This is a genomic window from Roseinatronobacter alkalisoli, assembly GCF_028745735.1.
In the GTDB taxonomy this organism is placed as follows: domain Bacteria; phylum Pseudomonadota; class Alphaproteobacteria; order Rhodobacterales; family Rhodobacteraceae; genus Roseinatronobacter; species Roseinatronobacter alkalisoli.
The window spans coordinates 1-3,370 of the sequence record NZ_JAQZSM010000085.1; the positions used below are offsets into that span (position 1 = coordinate 1).

General features: G+C 59.3%; 5 protein-coding genes and 2 pseudogenes. 4 read left to right on the top strand and 3 right to left on the bottom strand.

Features of this window, described 5'->3' with window-relative positions; all coding sequences use genetic code 11:
* The first annotated feature begins 474 nt into the window (after nucleotides 1–474).
* From PUT78_RS23180 to PUT78_RS23195, 4 genes and pseudogenes are all read left to right on the top strand, one after another.
* Nucleotides 475–720, top strand: coding sequence for a type II toxin-antitoxin system VapB family antitoxin (locus PUT78_RS23180; protein ID WP_274354588.1), 246 nt, complete (start codon nucleotides 475–477; stop codon nucleotides 718–720).
* Nucleotides 720–1,145, top strand: coding sequence for a type II toxin-antitoxin system VapC family toxin (locus PUT78_RS23185; RefSeq protein ID WP_274354589.1), 426 nt, complete (start codon nucleotides 720–722; stop codon nucleotides 1,143–1,145). The genes PUT78_RS23180 and PUT78_RS23185 overlap by 1 nt, the downstream gene beginning before the upstream one ends.
* Nucleotides 1,146–1,226: 81 nt before the next feature.
* Nucleotides 1,227–1,550: pseudogene (locus PUT78_RS23190) on the top strand (DDE-type integrase/transposase/recombinase); the annotation flags it as partial.
* 170 nt (nucleotides 1,551–1,720) lie between these two features.
* A complete protein-coding gene (locus PUT78_RS23195) occupies nucleotides 1,721–2,242 on the top strand; it encodes a DUF2726 domain-containing protein (protein ID WP_274354590.1) in 522 nt (173 codons plus the stop codon).
* Between the two features lie 44 nt (nucleotides 2,243–2,286).
* Here PUT78_RS23195 and PUT78_RS23200 read toward each other — a convergent pair whose 3' ends face one another.
* The 3 genes and pseudogenes from PUT78_RS23200 to PUT78_RS23210 all read right to left on the bottom strand — a co-directional run.
* On the bottom strand, nucleotides 2,287–2,685 hold the full coding sequence (locus tag PUT78_RS23200) for a PIN domain-containing protein (RefSeq protein WP_274354591.1): 399 nt from the start codon (nucleotides 2,683–2,685) through the stop codon (nucleotides 2,287–2,289).
* On the bottom strand, nucleotides 2,682–2,936 hold the full coding sequence (locus PUT78_RS23205; RefSeq protein ID WP_274354592.1) for an AbrB/MazE/SpoVT family DNA-binding domain-containing protein: 255 nt from the start codon (nucleotides 2,934–2,936) through the stop codon (nucleotides 2,682–2,684). The genes PUT78_RS23200 and PUT78_RS23205 overlap by 4 nt, the downstream gene beginning before the upstream one ends.
* Before the next feature lie 303 nt (nucleotides 2,937–3,239).
* Nucleotides 3,240–3,370, bottom strand: a pseudogene (locus tag PUT78_RS23210) (IS6 family transposase); the annotation flags it as partial.

Genomic DNA, 3,370 nt, shown 5'->3' on the forward strand with positions numbered 1-3,370 from the left:
AAGACTTGCAGCAGCGAACTTCCGCTCCACTGGGCGCGACATTGGAGCCGAAGGGGGCGGTCATCACGACGACCGTCTGCAAAGGGCTGAACAACGGTCATTGGTTGCCGCGGGTCGAACGGTAGCAAGGTCCCGGACTGCGGACGCTCGTTCATGGCGCAGCGAAAAGCCGCTTTCGACACCCGATTCCGAGGGGAGAGGCTCGGGGCGTAAGCCGGTCTTACCGGCTGAAGCCTGGAGCGCGGTCCCGCAAAGGATTTTCTTTTGCCACCAGCTGCCCACCCACAGACTTATCCCCAGATTTTGGGGATAAGTCTGTGGGTGGGGAATGGTAACTACCCGGTAAAGCCGGAACTGCGGATCGGCCGGAAGCGTGCCCCGCCAGGCGCCCGCCACGCGGAACGCCCCGGAACGACTATAGACTTGCAAGGATATCCTTTGTGGCTATATAGTATATCCAGAAAGGATATTCACATGCCCCTCTATATCAAAGACCCTGACGTGGACCAGCTGGCTGAACGCTTCCGTGCAGCATCCGGCGCGAAGAACAAGACTGAGGCAGTTCGTGCCGCACTGTTGAATAGTATAGCGGATTTGGAAAAACGGGAAACCCTTGCGGAGCGCGTTGCAAAGGTTCAGCGGAAAGCGGCTGCTGCCGGTCTCGGTCCCCGAAAGGCCGACGACAAGCCGTTCATGGATGAGCTGTGGGGCGATAGCTGATGTTCATTGACGCCAGTGCATTATGTGCCGTGCTACTGAACGAGCCAGAGGCCCCGGCCATGCTGAAAGCTATGGAAGGTGCAAAGGGCAAGCTGATGATCTCGCCGATAGTCCGTGTGGAAGCAACACTCGGGATCGCGCGCAGCCTGCGAGACACGGCGAGGGCGACCCATATCAGCGAGGCACACTTTGACGAAGCGAGCAGACTGGTGGACGAACTGATCACGACGCTTGGGGTCAGAGAAATGCATTTGACGGAAAGCATGGGCACGGCTGCGATCGCGGTACTCAGGAAGTATGGGAAGGTTGCCGGGCATCCTGCGAAGCTCAATATGGGTGACGCACTGGCCTATGCTGCGGCGAAGGCGTTCCATGCGCCGCTTCTCTACAAGGGTGAGGATTTCGCCAGAACCGATCTGGCCTAAGGGCATTGCCAAGTTGTTTATGTGGCATGACTTTGTTGATTGTCACTGAGACCTGACCCCCGCCGGGTCAGGTCTCAGTGACAATCAACACAGCCGAGAGTGGTCGTCACCGACAAGCTGCGTAGCTATGCTAAGCCGATCGCACAGCTGGCATCTAATGCTGACCATCGCGCCCACAAGGGCCTCAACAACCGGATCGAGGGTAGCCACAGGCCTACCCGAAGGCGGGAGAAGATCATGGGCCGCTTCAAGTCTCCACGCCAGGCACAGCGCTTTCTCGCCGCACATGACCAAATCAATACGATCTTCAAACCCCGCCGCTACCGACTGACAGCCACGTCCTATCGCCCCGCCCGTGCTGATGCCTTCGGGTTGTGGGCCGGCTATACCCGTGAAATGACCGCAGGAATGCACGAGGCACAGACCACCGCACCTAACGGACAACAACTTGGCAATGCCCCCCAACCGCCCGGTGCAGGTGGGGCGCCGCGGGGACCGGGGCCTGCGGGGGTGGCAGTGCCGCAGCGGGGGCGAATGCGCATGGCACGCTCGGCGCGGTTGGCAGGGAGATGAGTATGGAATTGACGCCAATCAGCTTTGGGGTGATCGTGCTTGCGGCCCTCCTCGTCGTGATTATTGCCGCCTGGCTATCACGCAAGGGCGTCTTCGCGCCCCCGTTTGAACGCCGCCCGCTCATGAACCAGACGGAGTTGCGGCTCTTCAGAATGCTGCGCGCAGAGTTGCCCGCAGGCTGGAGCGTGATGTGTCAGGTCTCTTACGGTGCCTTCCTTCGTAACAAAAGCTACAAGCGCTACATGAGCATCAATTCCAAACGGGCGGATTTCGTGGTGCTTGACGCTGAGCTGAATGTCGCCGCCGTGGTCGAGTATCAGGGCACGGGCCATTTCGGGAACTCCCGTCGCAGCCGCACCCGCGCAGAGAAAAGCGATGCAGTCAAGAGGCAGGCCCTGCGCGAGGCCGACATTGCACTGATCGAGCTGCCCGCGAAGTTTGATCGCGACAGTGTTGTGAGGATGATCCAGACACTGGCCATGCGAGATGACAACGGACAGCAGCGCATCGGTGACAGGCGCTGAACATCTGCACCAGCCACACGATTATTTCTTCTAATCTTAGCTACCTATGCAGTCAGAAGCCTGACATCGGGCAGGCGCGCGGCTTTGCGATCAAAAGTCACGAGTTCAGATGCCCCGGCACGCTTGGCGGCACTCGCGATCATCAGATCAGCAAAGCCAAAGCCATCATTGCGGTAGCGCTCAACGGCCTGTCCCACATCATCAGCCGCCTCGATCTCCAGTTCGATTGCGGACAGCAGACCATCCAGCGCCACAGCAATATCGGGCCGCGCATAGCCATAGGCGCGCTCGAGAACCCATACCAGCTCGACGAGCACCTCTCGGCTGACAAAGCCTGGGGCAGAACCGGTCAGCTGTTCGAACAGGGCATTCGCCATGCGCGCCTGATCAGGGTCATCCTGCACCAGAAACCGCACCAGCACATTGGTATCAAGCGCGATCATCGGTCAGGCATGGCGCGCTCGGACGCGGTCGTGCCAATCGCCTCATCCATTTCATCAAGGGACACGGGCCGCTGGTCCGGACGGGCCAGCATGCCGCGCAACTCCTTGACCGGCCGGGCTTTCAGGATGCGCACCTCCCCGTCGAGGATCACATAGCGCACGCGATCGCCGCTCGTCAGACCCAACGCCGCCCGAACATCCCGCGGCAGGGTGGTCTGGCCTTTCACAGTGATGGTGGATTCCTGTGTCACCGGACATTCCTTACCTTATGGTCGACCTCCTTACCATATGCGTTTCTGAATTGCAAATGCAAGAAAGGGATGGGCGCAGCTCTATTTTCGTCGCAAGCCTCAGCTCAGGGCTTCGCTTGCAGTGAATGGTCTGCGCCGGGATATGGGGAAGGTGGTGCACTGATCGCCATTATGACTGACGACTAACTGACTTGGAGCAACGGAACCGTAACTTCCGACGCTAGGTTCATTTACTCAGGCCGCACCGACGGCATTGCCAAGTTGTTGTCCGTTAGGTGCGGTGGTCTGTGCCTCGTGCATTCCTGCGGTCATTTCGCGGGCATAGTCGTTCCATAGCCGGAAGGCATCTGCCCGAGCGTGTCGATAGGACGTGGCTGTCAGTCGGTAGCGGCGGGGTTTGAAGATCGTATTGATTTGGTCATGTGCGGCGAGAA

What these genes read in the sequence shown, in the direction of transcription:
- PUT78_RS23180 (WP_274354588.1), top strand. Translation starts at nt 475, where the DNA reads ATGCCCCTCTATATCAAAGACCCTGACGTGGACCAGCTGGCTGAACGC.
- PUT78_RS23185 (WP_274354589.1), top strand. Translation starts at nt 720, where the DNA reads ATGTTCATTGACGCCAGTGCATTATGTGCCGTGCTACTGAACGAGCCA.
- PUT78_RS23195 (WP_274354590.1), top strand. Translation starts at nt 1,721, where the DNA reads ATGGAATTGACGCCAATCAGCTTTGGGGTGATCGTGCTTGCGGCCCTC.
- PUT78_RS23200 (WP_274354591.1), bottom strand. Translation starts at nt 2,685, where the DNA reads ATGATCGCGCTTGATACCAATGTGCTGGTGCGGTTTCTGGTGCAGGAT.